The sequence below is a fragment of the Prevotella sp. P3-92 genome, from assembly GCF_002251205.1.
Lineage (GTDB): Bacteria > Bacteroidota > Bacteroidia > Bacteroidales > Bacteroidaceae > Prevotella.
On the sequence record NZ_NPJE01000014.1, the window covers coordinates 44,382 to 66,475 of the forward strand.

The window sequence follows — 22,094 nt, forward strand, 5'->3', positions numbered from 1 at the left end:
GAGCGCGCGTGAAAAAAGACTTAGATGATCATGTAGTTAGGATTTGTAGGTGGATAAACATTACCCTTAATCGCTTATTAGAGTTCAACATGCTTAATATGTATCTGGGTAGTAGCTTCTATCTGACTCCCCTTTCTTTAGTAAGTTTTAGGGACTTACTTGGAACTTGCTTGGGACTTGCTTCGTACATGAAAAGGATAGAAATATATCCCGACGGCATCCCGAATACATCCCGAAGCCGAGCCGTAAAATGTATTTTGGGCTATGCCTTTACTTCGTTCTTTAGTTCGGAAATAAAAGAAAAACTTCGTTTCTCTTTGTATTTCTCTCGGTTTGCACTACCTTTGTAGAAAATAAATAAAAAAAAAGAAAAATGAGACAGAAAATAGACTGCTTCGTGGCTTGCCACTCACTTGCGGATATTGCCGAAAAAGTGGAACAACTACAGCAAAGCACAACAGTAAGCAATATATTTCTTTTAGTCAACGGAGACTTGGCTGAACAACAGCCACCCAAAGGATGTACACTCCTTCGTGTGGAAAACCTCACCAGTAGTGCATTGGTGAAACAAGTGGCGCAACATGCTTCCGCTCCCTATGTCATGCTAAGCGTGAAACCCAATTTTGGAACTTTAGGCAACGTCGCATTGGAACGTATGGCGCTGGCAGCAGAAGATACCGGAGCCGTTATGGTTTATAGCGACCGCTGGCAAATGGAAGAAGGTAAGCGTACCGCACATCCCGTGATCGACTATCAAGAGGGTTCTCTACGCGACGATTTCGATTTCGGTAGCATCTGGCTGTTGCGCAACGAAGCCTTGCAACAATATATGACCGATGGACCTTCTGCCGACTATCAATGGGCAGGACTCTATGACTTGCGATTGGCATTGAGCCGACAAGGACTCTTGTTCCACCTCAACGAATATCTCTATACCGAAGACGAAAGCGATTTGCGAGCATCAGGTGTCAAGCAGTTTGACTATGTCAATCCTGCCAACCGCGAAGTGCAGATAGAGATGGAACGCGCCTGCACAGCACATCTGCGTGCTGTCAACGCCATGGTGGATACTACACAATACGAAGATATCGACTTCCAAGAACAGGAATTTGAGGTTGAAGCCTCGGTCGTTATCCCGGTTTTCAATCGTGCCAAGACCATCTGCGATGCTGTGAAGAGTGCATTGGCACAGAAAGCCGACTTCAATTTCAATGTGATTGTGGTGGACAACCATTCGACCGACGGTACAGGACAACTCCTGGCGGATATGGCAAAGGCCGATAAACGCCTCGTGGTCATCACTCCAAAACGTCATGATCTCGGTATTGGCGGATGCTGGAACGAAGCAATCAACAGCCAATGGTGTGGACGCTTTGCCGTACAGCTCGATAGCGACGACCTCTATTCGTCACCCGCTACGCTGAAAACTATCGTAGAAGCATTCTATAAGCAGAAGGCAGCCATGGTGATTGGTTCCTATCGCATGTGCGACTTTGAACTCAACACCTTACCGCCAGGACTTATCGATCATCACGAATGGACTGACGAAAACGGACCAAACAATGCACTCCGCATCAATGGACTCGGTGCGCCACGCGCCTTCTTTACCCCATTGCTCCGACAGGTGCAGTTCCCCAATACCTCGTATGGCGAAGACTATGCTCTCGGCTTGATGTTCTCGCGCCACTTCCGTATCGGACGTATCTTCACCGAACTGTATCTCTGCCGCCGTTGGGGGGGCAACTCAGACGCAGCACTATCTGTAGAGAAAATCAACGCCAACAATCTCTATAAAGACCGTCTGCGCACCATGGAATTGAAAGCACGCCAGCGGATGAACCAAGGACTGCACGACAGGATGGAGCAGTCTGCTCTGATGCGCTTCTTCAACCGACAATTGGCCGTGTGGGATGAAGTGTGCCAACGCTATCGCGAACTGACAAGAGTAGAGACTCGCGAACTGTTGGCCGACAATCTCTCGCTCCAAGTGCAATGGAATCCAGCGCGCATCCGATCTACAGGAGCGAAGATTGATGCTAAATCGTTGGCAGAAAGACCTTGCTTCCTCTGTCAGAAGAACAGACCCAAAGAACAGATGCACCATACAATCGATGGCGATTACGAACTCTTAGTCAATCCGTTCCCCATCCTCCCCATCCATTTCACACTACCTACCTTGCGCCATCAGCGACAAGCCATCCTGCCTATGTACGATGAACTGCTCCACCTGGTGTGCCAGCATCGTGATTTTACCTTATTATATAATGGACCGAAATGTGGCGCATCGGCACCTGATCATGCCCATCTGCAAGCCATCTGTAGCGGTAAGTTGCCGTTGCAACGTTCATGGCAACGACTCAGTCGCAGCTTGATAGAAGTGGTGAGCGATGGTGAAGAGGGCATCTGGCAGATACCCGAATATCCCGCAGCTGCATTCCTCGTGCGCAGCCATTGCGAAGAGCGAGGCTGCCAGTTGTTCCGTCGCTTGTATGACAGTTTGCCGATGCAGGCAGACGACACCGAACCGATGATGAATATCATAGCATGGAAACAAGGTGACGCAATCCTCTCTGTCGTATTGCCACGCAGAAAACATCGCCCAGACTGCTATACTGCAACAGGCGAACAACAATACATCATCAGTCCGGGTGCCGTAGATATGGGGGGACTCATCATCACACCACGTGAGGAGGACTTCCGTAAACTGACTCCAGAAAAGGCATCAGCCATCCTGCAGGAAGTGACTCTCACCCCCGATGAGGTGGCAGAAGCCATCCGCAAGATGAAAGAGGCAAGAGTCTCTACATCAACACAGAAGGAACACGGCGTACAGCCTGATGTCACCGTGGGAATTGTAAGCGGACAGAAAATCGCCTTTGCTCTCAACGCACCATATATGGCAAAAGGAGAACTCATAAAAGGCGAACAGGTAGTGGAATTTTCTGAAGGCGGAATCCTATGGCGAGGCATGCAATATCGCGAACTGACCTTCACACCACAAACCCCAACAGCGTCGTTCTCGCTCCATGATGTGACCATCGGTGTTAATTTCCATTGGGAACGAAAAGAGACACAGGTATTCCTCGGCACACTACGCCTTGTGGTCGAATCTGATAAGATAACAGCCATCAACCAACTGCCTGTGGAACGCTATCTGGCCAGCGTCATCTCCAGCGAGATGAAGGCAACGGCTGGTGTGGAACTGCTGAAAGCTCATGCCGTTATCTCCCGGTCATGGCTCTTAGCGCAGATGCGCAGACGGGAGGAAGCAGGACAACGCAAAGATGGTTTCTTCTCGTTTGTCAAGAAAGACGATGAACTCATCCGCTGGTACGACCGCGAAGACCATACCATCTTCGATGTTTGTGCCGACGACCATTGCCAACGCTATCAAGGCATCACCAAACAAACCAGTCCGGCTGTAGAACAAGCCTTGCAAGCCACACGAGGACAAATCCTATGTTATGGCGATGAGATATGTGACGCACGATTCTCGAAATGTTGCGGTGGAGTGACCGAGGAATTTCAGTATTGTTGGGAGGATACTCCGAAACCATATCTCGTTTCAGTAGAAGACCCCTTCTGCAACACCAACGATAAGGCCGTACTGGAACAAGTACTCAACGACTACGATCAAGAGACCAACGATTTCTATCGCTGGACCGTGGAGTATTCTACAGAGAAACTCTCCCAACTGGTCAGCGAGAAACTCAAAGAAGACTTCGGCACCATTACCGACCTCATTCCTTTAGAGCGAGGCAAGAGTGGACGTATATGGAAACTCAAAATAGTGGGTACGAAGAAAACCTTCACTATCGGTAAGGAACTTGAGATACGTCGGGCCCTCAGCGAGAGCCATCTCTATAGTTCTGCCTTCGATGTAGAGAAAACTGAAACAGGCTTCCGACTGCATGGACGCGGTTGGGGACACGGCGTCGGACTCTGTCAGATAGGAGCCGCCGTCATGGGACAACAAGGATATAAATACGATGAAATACTGCTTCACTACTATCGTGGAGCCGAAATTAAAAAGATATACTGATGTTACACAACAAACGAATGTCGCCGTGGACATGGGTTCCATCGCTCTATTTTGCCGAGGGAGTGCCTTATGTGGCTGTGATGACCATCTCACTCATCATGTACAAACGTCTCGGCTTGTCAAATGCCGATATCACACTCTACACTTCATGGCTCTATCTGCCATGGGTCATCAAACCGCTCTGGAGCCCGTTCGTGGATATACTCCGATCCAAACGCTGGTGGATAGTGGCGATGCAACTGCTCATCGGGGCAGCCTTGGCTGGTGTGGCGTTTACCATACCAGGTCCATGGTGGTTGCAAGGGTCGCTATGTTTCTTTTGGTTGATGGCGTTTGGTAGTGCTACCCACGATATTGCTGCCGACGGTTTCTATATGCTCGGTCTTGACCAACACGAACAGGCATTCTTTGTAGGAATCCGCTCCACCTTCTATCGCATAGCCACTATTGTGGCATCAGGACTGTTGGTAGGTCTTGCCGGTGTGTTACAGGTCCTCACTCGTAGTATTACCTATGCATGGAGTCTGGTATTTTATTTCATGGCAGGACTCTTCATCGCCTTATGGCTCTACCATAGTTGGGTATTACCACGCCCCAGCGAGGATAGCGATAAAGTGCGTCGTACTATGCGCCAGATAGCAGATGAGTTTGTGGCCACAGTGGTGACATTTTTTAGAAAACCGCAGATGTGGGTGGCTATCTGCTTCATGCTATTCTATCGTATGCCTGAAGGACTGTTGGCTAAGGTGTCGGCATTGTTCCTTGTTGACTCCGTACGCAATGGCGGACTCGGTCTTTCCGATGTGGAATACGGATTAGTGCAGGGCACAGTAGGAATCATCGGACTGACCCTCGGTGGAATACTCGGTGGAGTAGTGGCAAGTCGTGACGGATTGAAACGCTGGCTCTGGCCTATGGTAATGGCGATCACGTTGCCCGACCTTGTCTATGTCTATCTCTCCTATGCCTTACCCTCCAATCTGTTGATCATTGATATATGCGTCTTTGTTGAGCAGTTTGGCTATGGATTCGGCTTCTCTGCCTATATGCTATACCTTATATATTATAGCCGTGGCGACCATAAAACTTCCCACTATGCGCTGTGTACTGCCTTCATGGCTCTGTCGATGATGATACCGGGCATGTTTGCTGGAGCCCTGCAAGAGGCTGTGGGCTATCCTGTGTTCTTCCTCATCGTGATAGGGACTTGTTCGCTGACTTATATCGTGACGTGGTTTTTGAATGTTGATCCCGAATTTGGTAAGAAACAATCCTAATTCGTAAGAATACTAAAAAGAATAGAAAGCGGCAGGATTTCCCAATCGTGCCGCTTCTTTATTGATTGTGTTAATAATGGAAAAGAAATTTTGAAGTGGGACTCGTACAGCCACTTCATGCTTATCATTTGCAAAGATAGCAAAATTTAATCAAATACCCATGAAGAAAATTGTGAAAAAATCTATTCTATGATATTTATCATAAATCGACTAATAGATTCTTGTAGGACTCTATCTCTAAAATCGTGTTTCTGCGTTGAAGGGCAATAAGGGTTAAATATATTTTCCTACAGAAGAATAGGGGTTTCCCTATAGAAAAAAGGGAAATATGTTTTGTATTTCTCTCGATTTGCACTACCTTTGTTTCCAGAAACTAAACGATATATGATTATGAAACAAACATTGACTTACACCCTGATGGCCATCTGCACCATGTTTGTGATGACCAGTTGCGATTCGGATACCGATTTGGCATACGACCTCGATGGCGTATGGAGTGGAACACTTTCAAGCGAGTTTTATGACTATCGCTATGGTCAGCACATGACTGATACCTACGAAACAGAGATAACCTTTGTACAGGAAGGAGACTTCTCACGTGGTGGTACGGGGTATGAAATTGACTACAACCTCAACACAGGACGCAGTAGTCAGACTTATTTTGATTGGACGGTAAGAGGTGGCAAAATATATATTGACTACGATGATAATACAACCGTGGTAGTTCGCGACTATGATATCTACACTGTGGGTAGAACCCCACACTTCCGTGGATATTTCGACGATTACTATGATGGTTCAACACTCGCCGCTTTCAATCTGGTAAAGGTGACAAGAACAAGAGCTGCCGGAGACAGACAGTTTATCATGGTACCGAAAGATGAATTTAAATAATATCGTTATATAAGAGAAAAAGTAAAGAGGACCCAAACAGGCCCTCTTTTTTTCTCAGTCTTTATCCGACCTCAGTCTAATCCAAGAGGAATTTATATCCCCAATCCACCATTGAATGATACATCGACCGCCCTCGACTGTTGAATGCGTGAATGGGGTGGAACATCGTGTGTAACCCAGATGTTACCGCCTATCACACTATCGTGGCCAATAGTGATGCGTCCAAGTATCGAAGCATTGGAATATACTGTCACATGGTCTTCTATAATCGGGTGGCGTGGAACGTTAAGCACATTACCCTGCTCGTCGTATTTGAAACTCTTTGCACCAAGCGTAACACCCTGATAGAGCGTGACATGATGGCCGATAATACAGGTTTCGCCAATCACAACACCAGTGCCATGGTCAATAGCAAAATACTCTCCTATGGTAGCGCCGGGGTGTATGTCGATACCAGTCTTGGAGTGTGCTTGTTCGGTGATGATACGCGGTATGACGGGAATATTCTTCACGTGGAGGGCGTGGGCAATGCGATAGTGGGTCATGGCATTGACCACTGGATAACAGAAGATTACCTCACCGTAGGTTTCTGCGGCAGGATCGTTGTCGAACATGGCTTCCACATCGGTATAGAGCAGACGCTTCAGCTCTGGCAGTTCATCAATAAATTCTAAAGTCAGCGTCTCGGCTTTGCGTTGCACTTCCTCTTCACCCATCTGCTTGCAGAACTGTAGTCCACGGGCAATCTGTTCCTTCAACTCTTTGTATAGGTCTTCCATCTTTACACCGATATAATAGGAACGGATTTCCTCCTGTGGTTGTCGTTGGTAGAAATAGTCGCTGAAAATGATGCTTTTCACTAACGTCACAATGTTGCGCACACTCTCTACAGAGGGCAGGGGAGCGTTACCTTTCGGCATCATACTGTCTTCTTTCTCCGAATGTCGTGAGAGGATGCTGACATTCTTTAGCAGTATCTCATTAATGTTATCATTTGTCATTATTGTGCTGTATTTTGTTTTCAAAAGTGAATATTTCTTGCCGTTTTTATTTCATTTTATCTGCAAAGGTAAGCATTTCTCATCAAATATGTGCATAATACTCCTTTTATATTGCATTTTCTCTCAGCCTTTGTTGCTACAAAAATTGGTGTTTTTCTTATTTGATCGTTGCCTTTGACCTGCGGTCCAAGGTAGGCTGCACTTAACCTTTTGGTTTCCTTTCTCCTTGAAAGGCATAGTTCAAGCGAGCTTGACTCTGCACTTTCTTCGTTCGTCAGTTCGGAAATAAAAGAAAAACTTTGTTTCTCTTTGTATTTCTCTCGGTTTGCACTACCTTTGTAGCGATGAAGCGAGAAATACTAATTATTATGGTATGGTGCTTGACACTACTGACAACTTCTGCACAACCGGCAGGGGTGAGACTCGATACGCTTCAAGTGAAACATATCGATGGGCAAGGAGTGACACATACAGGAACAATTGTTTGTAATCATACAATAACAGATGACCTGCGTGAGATATTTGCAGAACTATACCGACAACGATATCCCATAGAACGCATTCGCCCTATCTCAGACTATGATAACGACGATGAACAATCCATGCGGGCCAATAATACTTCGTGTTATTGCTATCGCAAAGTGGCAGGAAGTAAAACACTCTCTAAACATGCGCGAGGATTAGCTATCGACATCAATCCTCTCTACAATCCATGCGTGCGACGCCGCAAAGATGGAACGCTCTATATACAACCTTCTACTGCCCGCAGATATGCAGACCGTCGGGCTTCCTTTCCCTATAAAATAACAGAACACGACCTATGCTATCGTCTGTTTCGTCAACATGGTTTTGTCTGGGGAGGACATTGGCGTACAGTAAAAGACTATCAACACTTCGAGAAATAGTCATGTTTTGCTATCTTAGGAGTTGCTTATCTTTCTATCATTTGCATAAGGTGATGCCGTAATCAACATTTTTTATGGAAATCACTATGAATATGATGTTTTCTTTGTCTTATTCTTAATTACTAAAATATAGTACCATTGTTATCTGGTAAAAATGAGACGGAGAGTGCCTTCTATTTGCCAGAAAGTAATAACTTATTTTATTAAACGATATGATACAACGTCACGAGATTTTACAGTAACCTTACGGACAATTTTGTTTTTTAAATTTGTTTTGCCCTCCATCTTATGTGTCCAAAGGTTATAGACTTTATATATGTTCGTATTGAAAGCTGTGCTCATTTTACTCACTTGCGAATCAATAAAATTGAAATCTTGCCAATTTAGTTCACACACAATGTTATTCTGTGTGGGATTAAGAATGGTGAAAGCCCAATCGCCACCAGCCAAAGGCTTAAACCAGAATTGTAGTCCATCACGGTCGCAATAGTGCAGACCTTGAATGCCAAGTGTGTCTTGATTGATTGCTATCATCTCCTTGTTCATAATAATATTGCGAGTAGCCTCACTCATGTTGCGTAGGTCGTTTCCAAGTATCAGTGGACTGGCCATCATACACCACATGGTAAAGTGGGCACGATCCTCGTTTTCTGTCATACCATTACCCACCTCCAGCATGTCGGGGTCGTTCCAGTATCCCTTGCCTGCGTACTGACGCAATGAGTCGTTGAATTGGATGCACTGCATCACACCAAACTGGGTGTAGCCTGGGAATACACGCAAAGAATCGAAATGACACCATATATCGGGTGTGGTACGCCATGAATGGCCAATCTCACGAGCCCATTTCCAAGGTTGACTATTGCCCCATTCGCACATACTTAGGAAAATAGGACGACCAGCAGAACGGAGAGCGTCGCTAATGAGTTGATATGCTCCTTGGGGATTCACATTGGTGGTATTACACCAGTCGTATTTCAGATAGTCCACTCCCCAACGGGCATATTGGATAGCATCTTGATATTCGTGTCCGAGTGATCCTGGTCTGCCTGCACAGGTTGCAGAGCCTGCATCACTATAGATGCCAAGTTTAAGCCCTTTGCTGTGAACATAGTCGGCCACGGCCTTTATGCCGTTTGGAAACTTTATCGGGTCGGCCTGAATAAACCCGTCGGCATCACGTTTCCCATGCCAGCAATCATCGATATTGATATAGGTATAACCCGCATCGCGTAGCCCTGTTTCTACCATCACATCAGCGATGCCCTTGATGATGTCCTCAGAGATATTACCTTGAAACTTGTTCCATGTGCTCCATCCCATTTGAGGGGTGTCTGCCAAATGTTCCCACTTCTGTGCCTTGCAAGGCATTGTCATCATGGTAAGTATGCCAATGATGACGATAAATTTGTTTGATAATTTCATAATAATATAATATTTGTTTAAGTTTCTAAAAAAACTGTTTTTGTTTCACTTTACTTGTGGGTAAGAATGTTATTTTGAAGAATGAACCAATATTTCTTGTAGTACGATGCCAGGATCGAGGAGATAGATGCGTAGTTTCTGACGGCCTGTCAAATTGATGGGAATGCAGCGCGAGGCATAGCCGCGAAGTACATTCCAACGCCATTCGGAGGTGAAATCATTGGCATGAATTGAATAAATAGTGGGAGTTGTGTTACCTAATTGTACTGCATAGCATATATCTCTGCCTTCATACGCATGTAGGGTAGGTAGCGTGCGAATCTCGATAGTGCTATCGTTCTCCTGCAAGTTGATTTCAAATTCTGCGTATGGAGCTTCCTGCAGATTGTCTTGCTTATATGATGGTGTGTCGAAGGGCATAACGAGTACACCATCGGTATAGCCTAATCCTTTCACTCGCAGAATATCACCTTGCGTATACTGAAAGAGCGAAGCGGGAATACGCAGACGAGGCTCTTTGACGAATGGAGGATAAAGACCGAGGTATATTTGGTCAATGCGGGCATCGGCTTTCAGGTTGGTGATGCAGATATGGTTGTCTCCTTTCTTGAGGTGTATCGTTCCTACACGGCTCCACATTGGTCCGACGTATGGTGCATGCCATACATTATTAATTGGGGTAGCAGAGGCAACAAAACTATCACTCTCTGTTTTAATTGTACAAAACTCGTTGTCCTTTGCTAGCTTGGAGAAATTATGGATAGGTGTAAGTGCTTCTATCCAGATAGGAATTTCTGAATTGACATCACTTACAATAGTGACGCCCTTGTTTGATAAGGCTTCGCTGACTGAGAGCAAACGAGCCTTTGTCCCGTTAGCAGCCTGTGCAATAAGCTCAGGTGTGGCTATAGGTTGTTCAATTTTCTCAGATCGGAACCAATGATAGGGTTGCCAGTTGAAGAATTGTTGCCATTTACCGTTTAAGATACCTTCATTATAATGGCGAGTCAAATCATTCAAACCGTCAAACATTTGTCTTACACGTTGGGCATCTGTCATTGCTCCAAGGCTATCGCCAACAGTAGCTCTTACCATACTACGACGCGCTAGGAGTTGGTATTCGTTGATCATTGCCGCACCACAAATAGAGTAGCTGACAAGTTCGAAGTATGCATCCTTAAGAGCATTTGGTATGCGAGAGGTTAGTTCGGTGGCATGTGCTGATAAGGCGCGCCATTCTGCAATGCGTTGCTCTATCTGCTCAGCACTGTAGTTGACAAACCATACATGAGCATCCTTACCAGCTGCTTGCAAGCGATAGTAGCCTGTTTGCATGTCGGCAATATCTTGTGCCACTTCGTTACCAAAAGTTTTTGTTGCCCAGTATTTTACATAGTTGTGCGCTTTGGAGGGACTCCAACGGTTGATATCCCAAGCCAATTCCATCACAAAAGAGATTTCCTTCTCAGCGGGTTTGATGTCACCCACGTTGAATACCCATATTTTGCGTGCGCCATAGGTATAGGCCTTAGTCAATTCCGTGCTTAAGAAGGCTGGCGAGAGTGGGCTTAGCCATATCCAACTGGCGGGATCGCCATGATAAGAGAGGTGATAGTAGATTCCTGCTCCTCCCTTGCGCTTCATCTCCTTAGGGTTACAAAGGTTTCGGCAGTAGCCGTGCTTATCGTCGCTCCAAAGTAGGGTGATGTCTTCTGGCACTTTCAGGCCGTTATGGTAGGCCTCTAATACCTCTTCGTAAGTGCAAAGCACTTGTGGTATCTCTTCGATTGGTTTGTTGATGTTGCGTTGTAATATATCTCGTTGGTCGTTGATAGCCTGTTGCATCAGGGACACACGTTCGGCAGTTGTATTGGCGCCCTCCATGGGATAGTCGTGAATGCCACGCAGACCGAGCGTATAGGTATTCTCATATTTTCCATTGGTTTTTACACGTGTCTCCCAGTAATCTTGCATTTTCTGACGATTGTTGATGTAGTTGAAGTCACCCATAGAACCAGGTTTTTCTTGTTCTACAGCCTTCCATTCACCTTCATTATTGCGCAATATCTGTTCGCAGTGTGACGACCCCATCACAATGGCATAGTCATCAGCTAATTGTGCATTATCAGGATTGGCATTAAAGGCTTGGGTTCCTGGGTGCATGGCAGGCCAGAGGTAGTTAGCTTTTAGGCGTAGCAGTAGTTCAAAGACCCGTACGTAGGTTTTAGGTCCTACCTTGCCATATTTTTTCTCGGCCCATCGTGCCCATCCACCAAAGCGTTCGTCATTGATGAAGATGCCTCGATATTGCACAGATGGTTCTTCTTGAATAAATGTCTTAGGCTCAATATATAATGCATCTTTGTGCGGTGGTATAATATCTGCCCACCAGTACCAAGGTGACACTCCGATTGCCTCGCTGAGTGATGTCAGTCCGAAAGCTGTTCCACGCCTATCACTACCTGCTATCACGAGCAACTGTCCACCATGTTTGGGACGTTTGATGGTTGTGATAACAAACGACTCCCATTTGCCAGTGATGGAAGATACGTCGATAATCTTCAGTCTGACCAGTTCGTCTATCAGACGGCTTTTTCCGATAGTTCCTACGGCTACAGCTCCTCCCTTTGGGATGTTTTTGAGTGATGTCGTTTTCACAACTCTGGGGTGTTTGCCTGTGACGCGTTCAATATCATCGGCCAGCATATTTGCGGTAATATTTACGACTTTATACTCTTTAGTATCGGTATATATCACAGCTTCGCTTAAAGGGAAATAATCTTGTATTCTGGCCTCTGAAACGGCTGGCATGCTCTTTTTGACAGGTAGATTTGTTGTCACGTTTAGGTGGTTGCTGATGTGTGGTATTGCTTGATTAACTGGTGGCATGTGGGAAGTCCCAGGTGTTTGGGCATCCGATGGCATGACAACGATGATAATCAATAGTAATAAGACAAACAGTTTTAGTTTCATACGTGATGAAGATTATATATATTGACTACAAAGTTAAGAAAAAAAAACAAGAACTACAAGCAAATACCATTATCTATGCTAAAAAAATATATATGTGCCCAAAGCCGCAGTTGTTGTATATAAAACGCTGAGGGGTAGAAGCAATATGCTGACAAAATTGTTGATTGCTAATTTAACGATGAGATTATTTGAAATTATTGCTGGCTACTAGAACTTTTGCAAACAACATATATTGGGGCAGATACTTCTCACGAGGTATCAGTCCTTTGGTTTATCTTTGTTTTTGTTAGAAATAATAATATCATGAGCGAAGATAGTCATTTTACTGGACAACAATAAAAAAACATCATTTCATTTGCTGAATTCAAAATAAAATCCTACTTTTGTTGCTTGTCAAAATGTGGGTAAAGTAGAAATCATAATGAATAAGATGAAAAATATGGCAGTTGTTGTGTGCTTAGCTATGTGTCTTGGTACACGAGGACAAAATGAGATAAACGTAAAAAGCCTGGCAGAAGGGGACTTGCTCTTCTGCGTGGCAGAAAACGGTAATAACATTACCGATGTGACAACAGGACTTGATGGAAAACAAATAGATCATGTGGCGATTTTCCATAAATACAAGGGGGCGGCATTTGCACTTGAGGCGATACACCAAGGGGTGTGCCTCACTCCAATAGATAGTTTTATGGCAAGGCGACAGACTGTGGTGGTGGCGCAACTCAAAGATACTACTGGTGTGGCACGCTCGGTGGAACGGGCTATGCAGTTTATCGGTACACCATACGACTTCAATTTTATGCCGTCAGATAGTGCGATGTATTGTAGCGAACTGGTGCAAAAATGCTATAGGACACCACATGGTGAACTGGTGTTTAATCCCATCCCCATGTCGTTTCATGACAAGACGGGAAAAGTGACTGCCTATTGGAAGGAGTATTATGGTCGCCAGGGTTTGGAAGTTCCGGAAGGAAAGCCTGGAAGTAATCCGGGAAACTTGTCGAGAAGTGAAAAGATTGTTGTTCGGGGGAAACTGCGACAATAGCCAGTTGATATCAAATTGCTCCATAATCGAAAAGGTTTTAGTTTTTGTAAAAATTTCGCTCACTACTACCATTTATATCGATGTATAAACGGAGTTGCTGATGTTTATCATCACTTTTTCATACCTTGATAACATTTTTATCAAATGTTGGATAATACTTTTGTCAAACGTTGGATAATACCTTTATCAAACGTTGGATAATACTTTTGTCAAACGTTGGATAATACTTTTGTCAAACGTTGGATAATACTTTTGTCAAACGTTGATAATACCTTTGTCAAACGTTGATAATACCTTTGTCAAACGTTAGAAAATACTCTTGCCAAACAATGGAAATACCTTGGTAAAACGTTGTCTTAAAGAATATCAATCTGTTATGTTCCTAAACGACATTCTTTATTTTTATGGATAGTTTATGAGCATCGCGGATACGCCTACGAAACTGCAGCTCAAGTGGTGACAAAGAGTGACAATAGCTTTCTCAAATGTTTATGCTGATGAGGCTACTCGGTGAGATGATTGGTTGATAGGGATGTATTTGTGATGAGGAAATGAAAATCCCAAGCGTCATGGACTTCAATAAGCAGAAGCCATGCGCTTGGGATGGGGGATAAAGGACAAACGGCTATCGGATGAACAGCAGTTCGCGGTATTTGGGTAGCGTCCATAGTCCATCCTCAACAATCATTTCGAGATGGTCTATCTCGTAACGGATGGCATCCATATGAGGTTCTACAGTATCGTGATAGGCGATGGCACGCTGTTGGATGGACTCGATATGATTGGCTACACGACGGGCATCGGTTAGTTCTTCTACCAGTTGTTCAATCTTCTCGGTGCGCTCTGCAATCTCTTCAATAAGTTTCATATTGCGTGAGGAGAGTCTGTCGGCCTTTTCTGCACTAAAGACGTCTTTCATGCCCTGCACGTTTTTAATGAGTTTGCTTTGGTAGTGGGTAGAGACAGGGATGATGTGGTTCATGGCGAGGTCGCCCAATACGCGTGCTTCAATCTGCACAGTCTTGACATACATCTCCCATTTTACTTCGTTGCGAGCTTCAAGTTCTTTGCGGTTCATGACCTTAGTCTGTTCGAACATGCGGACGCTCGACTCGTCGAGGTAGCGCTCGAATATGATGGGACATGACTTTTCGACGTCGAGACCACGTTGACGTGCCTCTTCTACCCATTCGTCGGAATAGCCGTTGCCATCGAAGCGCACGGGTTTGCAGGTGCGTATATCTTCGCGTAGCACATCGAGAATAGCAGAAATTTTGTTTTCGCCCTTGTTGATGAGTGCATCGACACGCTGTTTGAAAGATACGAGGGCTTCTGCCATCGCTGCATTGAGTGCTATCATGGCCGAGGCGCAGTTGGCTGCGGAACCGGGAGCACGGAATTCAAAGCGATTGCCGGTGAAAGCAAAAGGCGATGTGCGGTTGCGGTCGGTATTGTCGATGATGAGGTCTGGAATCTGTGGAATATCTATTTCCATGCCCTGTTTGCCCTTTAGGTTGAAGAGCTCGTTTTTCTCACTCTTTTCGATATGGTCGAGGAGTTCGTTGAGTTGCTTGCCCAAGAATGACGAGATAATGGCAGGTGGTGCTTCGTTGCCACCCAAGCGGTGGGCATTTGTGGCACTCATAATAGATGCTTTCAACAGTCCGTTATGATGAAAAACAGCCATCAAGGTCTCAACGATGAAGGTGACGAAGCGCAGATTCTCCTCAGGAGTCTTAGCTGGTGCGTGGAGTAGTATACCATTATTGGCAGACAAGCTCCAGTTGTTGTGCTTGCCCGATCCGTTGATGCCGTCAAAGGGCTTCTCGTGGAGCAACACTCGGAATCCGTGTTTGCGGGCCACCCTTTTCATGAGCGACATGAGCAGCATGTTGTGATCGACAGCCAGATTGCACTCTTCAAAGATGGGGGCTAATTCAAACTGGTTGGGGGCAACCTCGTTATGGCGGGTCTTTACAGGGATGGCCAGTTCGAGAGCTTGTATCTCAAGGTCTTTCATAAAAGCCTGTACGCGGTCGGGGATGGTTCCGAAATAGTGGTCATCCATCTGTTGGTTTTTCGCACTCTCATGTCCCATTAGGGTGCGACCTGTCATTAGTAGGTCAGGACGTGCAGAATAGAGTCCTTCGTCAACAAGGAAATACTCTTGTTCCCAACCCAGATTGACCTGCACTTTATTGACATCGTCATAGAAATACTGGCAGACATCTGTTGCAGCTTTGTCTACGGCATGGATAGATCGTAATAGCGGAGCCTTATAGTCGAGGGCTTCGCCAGTATAGGCAATGAAGATGGTGGGGATACAGAGTGTGTCGTCGATGATGAACACCGGACTTGTGGGGTCCCAGGCAGAATAGCCTCGTGCCTCGAATGTGTTTCTGATACCGCCATTGGGGAAAGAAGAGGCGTCTGGTTCCTGTTGTACCAACAGTTTTCCTGAGAATTTTTCTATCATTCCGCCTTTGCCATCGTGTTCTACGAAGGCATCGTGTTTCTCGGCAGTTCCTTCGGTGAGTGGCTGAAACCAGTGGGTATAGTGGGTTACCCCCATCTCTTTTGCCCATTGTTTCATGCCAGCCGCTACGGCATCGGCTATGGAACGGTCCAATCGGGCGCCGTTGTCCATCACGTCGATCATCTTGTTGTAGATGTCGGCAGGTAGGTATTTATACATCTTTTGTCGGCTGAATACGTATTTGCCGAAATACTCTGATGGTCTCTCGCTTGGTGCCTCCACATCGAGTGCATGCTTCTTGAAGGCTTCTTCTACCACTTGGAATCTTAGATTGTTTGCCATATTCTGTTTGGGTTGTTTGTTGTTTGCTTGTTGAAGAGAGTTGATTGTCAGTCGATGAACCGTTTGATGATATCATCGTAATGGTCTATGCGTCGGTCGCGAAGGAAGGGCCACCAACGGCGTACCTGTTCGGAGCGTTGCAGGTTGACATCGATAATGGCTGTGGTTTCGCTGTCGCGTGGTGCTTCGTAGAGCAGTTCACCTTGCGGGCCGGCAACAAACGAGGTGCCCCAGAACTGTATTCCGTTGGTTTGTTTGCTGGGGTCTGGTTCGTGGCCGGTACGATTGACGGTCACTATGGGTAGTCCGTTGGCTACTGCGTGGCCACGTTGTACGGTTTGCCAAGCCATGCGTTGACGTTCTTGCTCATCGGGTGTGTCGCTACTCTCGTAACCGATGGCGGTAGGATAGATCAGCATATCTGCTCCCTGTAGTGCCATCAGGCGTGCTGCTTCAGGATACCATTGGTCCCAGCAAACCAGTACGCCAAGTCGGCCTACAGAGGTCTGGATGGGGTGGAACCCCAAATCGCCTGGTGTGAAATAGAATTTCTCGTAGTATGCTGGGTCATCGGGGATATGCATTTTGCGGTATTTTCCTGCTATAGAACCATCTTTCTCTAATACTACTGCCGTGTTGTGATAGAGTCCGGGTGCACGTCGTTCAAACAAAGAGGTGACGATGACCACTTGGAGTTCGCGTGCCAATGCTCCGAAGAAATCGGTAGAAGGGCCTGGGATGGTTTCTGCCAAGTCGAATAGATCGACATTCTCGGTCTGACAGAAGTATAGCGAATTGTGGAGTTCCTGCAGAACGATGAGTTCTGCACCCTGTTTGGCGAGCGAACGTATGCTCTCTGCCAGTCGTTGGCGGTTGTCTTGTATGTCCGCTGTATTGTGCTGTTGAATGATTCCTGTTTTCATCTTAGTAATACTGCATGGTGCAACAATGTAACGATCCGTGTTGCCGGATGACAGCGCGACAGTCGATACCAATGATTTCTCTATCTGGGAAGGCCTTGCCGATGGTGCTTATGGCTTCTTGGTCAAGGTCCGGTTGGTTGTAGGTGGGTACGAGGACGGCGCCATTTATCACCAGGTAGTTGGCATAGGTGGCAGGTAGTCGCTCGCCATCATCATAGATGGGACGTGGCATGGGTAATCGGAGCAATCGGTAGGGATGTCCGTCGATGGTGCGTAGCTGCTGGAGTTCTTGCTCCATGAGCAACAGGTCGGGATGTTCGTCGTCGGCCCCTATATATAATAAGGTGTCGTTAGGAGCTATGCGTACCAGTGTATCAATATGTCCATCGGTATCGTCACCTATGAGCGAACCATGGTTGATCCAGACGATGCGTTCTGCTCCGAGCCATTCTTTCAGTTGTTGTTCTATCTCTTGTTGTGTAAGAGGTTGGTTGCGATGTGGCGCCATCAGGCAACAGGTGGTAGTGAAGATAGTGCCTTTGCCATCGCTTTCAATACTACCGCCCTCAAGAACGAAATCGAGGTGTGACTCGTAAATGCCTTTCACCAGCTGTTGTTCGTAGAGTTGTCGGTTGATATCGTTGTCGAGTTCTGCGGCAAATTTCTCGCCCCATCCGTTGAATTTAAAGTCGAGCAGAATCAGTTGGCCGTTTTCTTCTACGGTAATGAAACCATGGTCGCGTGCCCATGTGTCGTTGTGTGGTATGTCATCGACTACGATAACGGTTTCTCTGCTTTCTATTTCTCGCTTCATTTCCTCATATACTGCGGTGATTTCTGGCAGTATAGGAGCCCAGTCTGTATCTTTGTGAGGCCATGTCAGTTGTACCGCACTTTGCGGTTCCCATTCGGCCAACATTCGTCTCTTACTTTTTATCATGAGTGCAAAGGTAGTGCAAATCGGGAGAAGTACAAAAGAAAATCACGAATATATTTGGCTTTTTATTCACTATATTGTATCTTTGCCATCAAAAAAACAACCGATGTTAGAATTACACCATGTAAAGATTGACGGACTCTTGGCTGATTGCTCGCTGACAGTGGGCGATGGTGAGATGGTTGGTATATATGGTGAAGCAGGGACAGGAAAGACCACTTTGCTTCGGGCTGTGCTCGGGATGGTGTCTATCGACGGAGGGCATATCAGTATCGATGGCGAATTGCTAACTCCATTGTCGGCTCCTTTTTTTCGGCGCGCTACAGCTTATGTGCCGCAACAACTGTCGCTGGTAGAGGGCTATGATACAATAGCACAATGTGACGCAACGGTAAATTCGCTGAAAATCAATAGTCGAGAAACTTCAGTACAAGAATCTTCTCAAGGTGAAGAAGATGGTCGGACTTGGTCGCAACTTACTGCAGACGAGCAGTTTCTGTCGCTTGTGCATCGTGCCGTTGGCTTGCGAAAGACGCTCGTCGTTGTGGATGAACCTTCGTCACAAATATCAGAAGCAACACGACAGACAGCAGACAAAATGCTTTTGGAAGCAGCTCGCAACGGAGCATCGGTATTGGTTGTTAACCCCCTAATTGCTCAAAAGCAGATACAACTATGAATAGTATCATCTTTCAGTTGTTGGCCGGACTCATGCTGTTGGCCATTCCGTTGACCGTCTTTTATAAGAACGACCGCCGACTACTCTATCGTCTGCTCACTACAATAGGTTGTTGGGCTATTGCCATGTTGGTGCTGGTCGTGGTATTTAATTTTGTGTTTCAATCAGCCGTATGGTGGCTTGACGTTCTGTTGCTACTATTGTTGGAGGTTATAGTAACGATGGTTTATTGCCGAAAAAAGTGGCTTGTTGTACCAATATTAATAGGAGTGGTTCCTGTTACGTTTATTGTGGGGCTTCTGGTGATGGTGATTATGGGTCAGAATCCCTTCGGTAATATTTGGTTTTGGGTGCCTGTAATGGCTCTGCTTCATGGCGAAGCCTTGAGAGCGAGTAGGAGTGGGTTACTCACTTATGCTTTTAATCGCAAGGTACATGCCAGTATGTTTGAGTATTTGCAGGGAAATGGTGCAACGCAAACAGAAGCCTTGCGCCCATTTCTGGTGCGAGCTATGAGTAAAGCACTTAATCCGTTGCTGACCAAGATGCGCGATACTGGACTCGTGGCAGTTCCTGCAATACTTTGTGTGTTGATGCTCAGTGGGATGCCTCCAATACAGGCAGGTATTTTCGCTGTAGTAGCCACTATTGGAATGGTGTGTTGCTCGGTGTTGTCGATACTGCTTTCTGTTATGGTCTATGAGTGGCTTCGACGCTGAGTGAGGCAGATGGAATATTGATATAGCATAAATAAACGGTATGGAAAACTAAAAAAAAAGCATGGGTTATTGTAATTCCATGAATTTTTTGTAATTTTGCAGACCTAAACAAAGTATAGTAATTTCAATACAAGCAATACAATGGGAGGTTTTTTCGGTACGATCTCGACTAAGGACTGTGTAAACGATGTGTTTTACGGTACAGACTACAATTCGCACTTAGGAACCAAACGCGCAGGATTGGTGACTTTTGATGAGGAAAGCGGTTTTCACCGCTCTATCCACTCGTTGGAACGCCAATATTTCCGTTCGCGTTTCGAAGATGAACTTGACGACTTTAAGGGGCATCAGGGACTGGGTGTTATTAGTGATACAGATCCACAACCCATCATCATCAACTCCCATTTGGGACGTTATGCAGTGGTCACAGTGGCCAAAATCAATAATCTTAGAGAAATAGCTGATGAACTGTTGGCCAACCGCATGCACCTTAGTGAAATGTCGGCGAATGTCATCAACCAGACAGAACTCGTGGCATTGCTTATCAATATGGGAGACTCGTTTGTGGATGGTATCAATAAGGTTTATCAGAAAATACAGGGCTCGTGCTCGATGTTGATTCTTACCGAAGATGGTATTATTGCCGCACGCGACTTCCTTGGACGTACCCCTATCGTTATAGGAAAACGTGATGATGCCTATGCAGTATCAAGCGAAACGACAAGTTTTCCCAATCTTGACTATCAAGTACTGCGCGATGTAGGTCCGGGAGAAATCGTAAAACTGCGTGCCGACGGTATCGAAGTGTTGCAAAAACCTATGAGCCGTTGTCAGATATGCTCGTTCCTGTGGGTGTATTACGGATTTCCTGCCAGCGACTATGAAGGAATCAATACTGAAGCAGTACGCGAGAAGAACGGACGCATTGTGGGTGAGAAGGATACTGAAGTGGAAGCCGACCTCGTTTGTGGTATTCCCGATTCGGGAGTAGGAATGGCACTTGGTTACTCACACGGAAAGAAAGTACCATACAAGCGTGCTGTATTGAAATATACTCCAACATGGCCACGTTCGTTTACTCCTGGCAACCAGAAACGTCGTGACTTGGTGGCACGCATGAAACTCATTCCCAACCCTGCCATTTTGAAGGATCAACGTGTTGTTTTCTGTGATGACTCTATCGTACGTGGTACCCAGTTACGCGACAATGTGCGTACCTTCTTCGATAATGGTGCAAAGGAAGTACATGTACGTATCTCTTGCCCACCATTGGTGTATGGTTGTCCGTTTATCGGTTTTACCTCACAGAAGAGCCCTCTTGAACTCATTACCCGTCGCATCATCAAGGATTTTGAGGGCGATGAAAATGCAAAACTGGCAGAGTATGCAAAAACAGATTCACCAGAATACAAGCGCATGGTGCAGGAAATAGCCAAGCAACTGGGACTGACGAGTCTGAAATTTGCTCATGTGGAAGATCTTGTCGAATCTATCGGATTGCCCAAAGATCGGGTCTGCACCCATTGTTTTGATGGTAGTAGCTATTGTCATGAGCATGACAATGATCCAGAATAATCGTTAAAAAATGATAATGTTCATCGGAAGGACTATGTCTTTCCGATGAAAAACAGTAACTTTGCATATTGATAAAATATCATAGAAGCGTGAAAATACAGCAAGTGCTTGACGCCCTTGAACAGTTCGCGCCTCTGCCCTTACAGGAAAGTTGGGATAATGCTGGCCTGCAAGTTGGATTGACAGAGGCGGAGGTTTCAGGGGCATTATTGTGTCTTGACGTCAACGAAAAAATTGTTGATGAGGCAATAGAAAAAGGGTGTAACCTGATTATCAGTCATCATCCACTCTTGTTTCGTGGACTGAAGCAGATTTGTGGTGCAGATTATGTGCAGCGTACGGTAATGAAAGCCATAGAGCGACATATCGTTATCGCATCGATGCATACTAATATGGATAATGCCAGAAATGGTGTCAACTGGAAAATTGCAGAACGATTGGGGCTTAAGGAAGTGAAATTTCTCCAAGCTAATGGTGAGGCTGACAGCGCACAATCGGGTAGTGGAGTGATAGGCCTGTTGCCCGAAGCCATGGTTGCCGATGATTTCGTCTTGTTGGTGAAACGACAGTTTGACGTGGAATGTGCGCTCTGCAATGAGCTATTGGGACGTCCAATCCGCAAGGTAGCTCTATGCGGAGGAGCAGGTGACTTCTTGCTTGATGAGGCTGTGAACCAACAGGCTGATGCCTTTATCACAGGAGAAATGCACTATCATCAGTATTTCGGATATGAGCAGAGAATCCAGATATGTGTCATAGGACATTATCAGAGCGAACAGTTTACAAGTGAAATATTCCAAGATGTGATACAACGTCAATATCCTGATGTAAAGACATTTATAGCAGAAACAAATACAAATCCAATTATATATCTATAAGCA

Annotated in this window: 15 protein-coding genes; 9 read left to right on the forward strand and 6 right to left on the reverse strand. The window is 45.7% G+C overall.

What is annotated here, in order from left to right; genetic code table 11:
• Nucleotides 1–373 precede the first annotated feature (373 nt).
• From CIK93_RS01380 to CIK93_RS01390, 3 genes are all read left to right on the forward strand, one after another.
• Nucleotides 374–4,042, forward strand: coding sequence for a DUF4922 domain-containing protein (locus tag CIK93_RS01380; RefSeq protein WP_094446353.1), 3,669 nt, complete (start codon nucleotides 374–376; stop codon nucleotides 4,040–4,042).
• Nucleotides 4,042–5,319, forward strand: a complete 1,278-nt coding sequence (locus CIK93_RS01385; RefSeq protein WP_094433935.1) for an MFS transporter — start codon at nucleotides 4,042–4,044, stop codon at nucleotides 5,317–5,319. Before CIK93_RS01380 ends, CIK93_RS01385 begins: the two co-directional genes overlap by 1 nt.
• A 390-nt stretch (nucleotides 5,320–5,709) precedes the next feature.
• Nucleotides 5,710–6,213, forward strand: a complete 504-nt coding sequence (locus CIK93_RS01390; protein WP_144007204.1) for a hypothetical protein — start codon at nucleotides 5,710–5,712, stop codon at nucleotides 6,211–6,213.
• Between the two features lie 92 nt (nucleotides 6,214–6,305).
• On the opposite strand, the gene epsC is transcribed toward CIK93_RS01390, so the two are convergent.
• Complete coding sequence (epsC, locus tag CIK93_RS01395) at nucleotides 6,306–7,214, reverse strand: serine O-acetyltransferase EpsC (protein ID WP_094391446.1); 909 nt, start codon at nucleotides 7,212–7,214, stop codon at nucleotides 6,306–6,308.
• Nucleotides 7,215–7,558: 344 nt separating this feature from the next.
• Here epsC and CIK93_RS01400 point away from each other — a divergent pair, with 344 nt between their 5' ends.
• Nucleotides 7,559–8,119, forward strand: a complete 561-nt coding sequence (locus CIK93_RS01400) for a M15 family metallopeptidase (protein WP_254046708.1) — start codon at nucleotides 7,559–7,561, stop codon at nucleotides 8,117–8,119.
• Nucleotides 8,120–8,314: 195 nt separating this feature from the next.
• Here CIK93_RS01400 and CIK93_RS01405 read toward each other — a convergent pair whose 3' ends face one another.
• Nucleotides 8,315–9,544, reverse strand: coding sequence for a glycoside hydrolase family 27 protein (locus CIK93_RS01405; RefSeq protein WP_094446354.1), 1,230 nt, complete (start codon nucleotides 9,542–9,544; stop codon nucleotides 8,315–8,317).
• A gap of 69 nt (nucleotides 9,545–9,613) precedes the next feature.
• The gene (locus tag CIK93_RS01410; protein ID WP_094446355.1) at nucleotides 9,614–12,517 is read right to left on the reverse strand and encodes a glycosyl hydrolase 115 family protein; all 2,904 of its coding nucleotides are present in this window, start codon (nucleotides 12,515–12,517) and stop codon (nucleotides 9,614–9,616) included.
• A gap of 421 nt (nucleotides 12,518–12,938) precedes the next feature.
• Here CIK93_RS01410 and CIK93_RS01415 point away from each other — a divergent pair, with 421 nt between their 5' ends.
• The gene (locus CIK93_RS01415; RefSeq protein ID WP_094446356.1) at nucleotides 12,939–13,562 is read left to right on the forward strand and encodes a YiiX/YebB-like N1pC/P60 family cysteine hydrolase; all 624 of its coding nucleotides are present in this window, start codon (nucleotides 12,939–12,941) and stop codon (nucleotides 13,560–13,562) included.
• A 625-nt stretch (nucleotides 13,563–14,187) separates the two neighbouring features.
• On the opposite strand, the gene CIK93_RS01420 is transcribed toward CIK93_RS01415, so the two are convergent.
• From CIK93_RS01420 to CIK93_RS01430, 3 genes are read right to left on the reverse strand one after another with little or no spacing between them, the layout of a single operon-like run.
• Nucleotides 14,188–16,380: a glutamine synthetase III gene (locus CIK93_RS01420; RefSeq protein ID WP_094446357.1), complete on the reverse strand. Its 2,193-nt coding sequence runs from the start codon at nucleotides 16,378–16,380 to the stop codon at nucleotides 14,188–14,190.
• Between the two features lie 47 nt (nucleotides 16,381–16,427).
• On the reverse strand, nucleotides 16,428–17,303 hold the full coding sequence (locus CIK93_RS01425) for a carbon-nitrogen hydrolase (RefSeq protein WP_173815106.1): 876 nt from the start codon (nucleotides 17,301–17,303) through the stop codon (nucleotides 16,428–16,430).
• Nucleotide 17,304: 1 nt separating this feature from the next.
• Complete coding sequence (locus tag CIK93_RS01430; protein WP_094446358.1) at nucleotides 17,305–18,243, reverse strand: agmatine deiminase family protein; 939 nt, start codon at nucleotides 18,241–18,243, stop codon at nucleotides 17,305–17,307.
• 103 nt (nucleotides 18,244–18,346) lie between these two features.
• Here CIK93_RS01430 and CIK93_RS01435 point away from each other — a divergent pair, with 103 nt between their 5' ends.
• From CIK93_RS01435 to CIK93_RS01450, 4 genes are all read left to right on the forward strand, one after another.
• Nucleotides 18,347–18,919: an ATP-binding cassette domain-containing protein gene (locus CIK93_RS01435; RefSeq protein ID WP_158215451.1), complete on the forward strand. Its 573-nt coding sequence runs from the start codon at nucleotides 18,347–18,349 to the stop codon at nucleotides 18,917–18,919.
• On the forward strand, nucleotides 18,916–19,638 hold the full coding sequence (locus tag CIK93_RS01440; RefSeq protein WP_094446360.1) for an ABC transporter permease: 723 nt from the start codon (nucleotides 18,916–18,918) through the stop codon (nucleotides 19,636–19,638). The genes CIK93_RS01435 and CIK93_RS01440 overlap by 4 nt, the downstream gene beginning before the upstream one ends.
• Nucleotides 19,639–19,779: 141 nt before the next feature.
• A complete protein-coding gene (locus CIK93_RS01445) occupies nucleotides 19,780–21,213 on the forward strand; it encodes an amidophosphoribosyltransferase (RefSeq protein WP_094391454.1) in 1,434 nt (477 codons plus the stop codon).
• Nucleotides 21,214–21,302: 89 nt separating this feature from the next.
• Nucleotides 21,303–22,091 carry a Nif3-like dinuclear metal center hexameric protein gene (locus CIK93_RS01450; protein ID WP_094446361.1) on the forward strand — a complete coding sequence of 263 codons (789 nt, stop codon included), beginning with the start codon at nucleotides 21,303–21,305 and terminating at the stop codon, nucleotides 22,089–22,091.
• Nucleotides 22,092–22,094 lie beyond the last annotated feature (3 nt).